1 protein-coding gene is annotated in these 1,596 nt (G+C 43.5%); it reads left to right on the forward strand.

Annotated elements, in window-relative coordinates; translation table 11 throughout:
• Positions 1-254 precede the first annotated feature (254 nt).
• Complete coding sequence (locus tag HMJ38_RS25020) at positions 255-1,571, forward strand: IS4 family transposase (RefSeq protein WP_317174594.1); 1,317 nt, start codon at positions 255-257, stop codon at positions 1,569-1,571.
• The last annotated feature ends 25 nt before the right edge of the window (positions 1,572-1,596 follow it).

Consider the following 1,596-nt stretch of genomic DNA (forward strand, 5'->3'; position numbering starts at 1 on the left):
CCTGCCTGCCGGCCATAGCCGTCAGTTTAAGGACGTAAAACCCTGTTGGTGAGGTGATTTTACAATAAAACGTAGATCCCCCTTGGGATCTTTCTTCCTTTTGTTCATATTTGTATCTGTTTTTTTAGTTGAAAAAGGCGGCTTACTTCGTCGTTCTCCGCCTTTTTCCTTACTCAATATAATAATATTTTTATGAATAAAGGAATAAAAACCAAAGAAATTTACGGAAAAAAGAAAGAATTTTAGAGGAAAAAATCAATTGTTTCTTCAGTAAGGAAAACATCGATTCCATGGCAAGAGAGTCCGGCTTCTGCATCAGGAAGTCAAAGTTGGATGGCTTTCAGTTTCTCATCAGTCTCATGTTTGCCCATCACAGGGGGAAACATTTCAGCCTTCTTGATATGGCATCCTTTCTTTTCAGGGATTTCAGGCTGAGGATCACCAAACAGTCACTCCATGACCGCTTCAACGTCAATGCCGCCAGGTTTCTGAAAAGCTGCCTGGCCTTTCTAATGTCACAGAAAATCCGATATAATGGAGACTCCAACGCCCTTAGGGGCAAATTCAACAGGATCAGGATAAAGGATTCCACAAAATACGGACTCCCGGATTCATTTATCTGCAAGTACAGAGGTTTTGGCGGTGCGCTCCACAATTCATCCTCCATGATCAGTATCCAGTATGAATACGATTTTCTCAGTGGGCAGAGTCTGGACCTGAGGCTCACCGAAGCAGTTAGGAATGACCAGTCCGATTCCTCCGATTATACCCACGATATACAAGAAAACGACCTCTTCATCAGGGATATGGGATACTGCACACTGAAATTCATGTCCATGGTCGATTCGGCCAAAGCCTTTTTTGTCAACCGTCTCGCACCAAAAACCAACATCTATGCAAGCAGAGACTCAAAAGAGCCTGTTGATGTCAAGGGATACATGCGCAAACTCAAAAAGCATGGGCTGGAATTTATGGAAGTGGAGGTCTTCCTTGGCAAAAAGGATAGGATTCCGGTGCGGGCGGTGATATCTCTGACCGATGAGGATACCTACCAAAAAAGGATACGCAAAACGGAAAAACAGGCCAGATCTACGGGAAACAATGTCTCTGAAGCATTCAAGACAAGGATCCGGCTCAACATTATGGTTACCAATGTTCCCGCGGAAATGCTGGATGCCAAAAATATCAGAAAAGTGTATTCCATAAGATGGCAGATAGAACTTTTGTTCAAAGTCTGGAAATCCCAGGCAAAGATCCACGAGTTCAACACTTCCAATATCCACAGGTTTGAGTGCCAGCTGTACGGAAAGCTGATATGGATTGTCCTCAACCTGAACTTATTCAACTGGCTGCAGCAAAGGATTTTCTCTAAAAGAAATTACCTTTGCAGTGTCTGGAAATATTTCAAGCTTATACTCAACCTCTCGGATCGGTTGCTGGAGGCCATAAAAACACCCAGGGAAATAATTCTGCTTATGGATGATCTGGCTGAACTGGCACCCAAAATCCTCAAACTTGAGAAAAAGAAAGGAAAACCATCTTTAAATCAACAGTTTATGTGCTTAGCCTGACGGCTATGGCCTGCCGGCAGGCAGG

This window comes from Aquiflexum lacus (genome assembly GCF_015476655.1).
Taxonomy (GTDB): Bacteria; Bacteroidota; Bacteroidia; order Cytophagales; family Cyclobacteriaceae; genus Aquiflexum; species Aquiflexum lacus.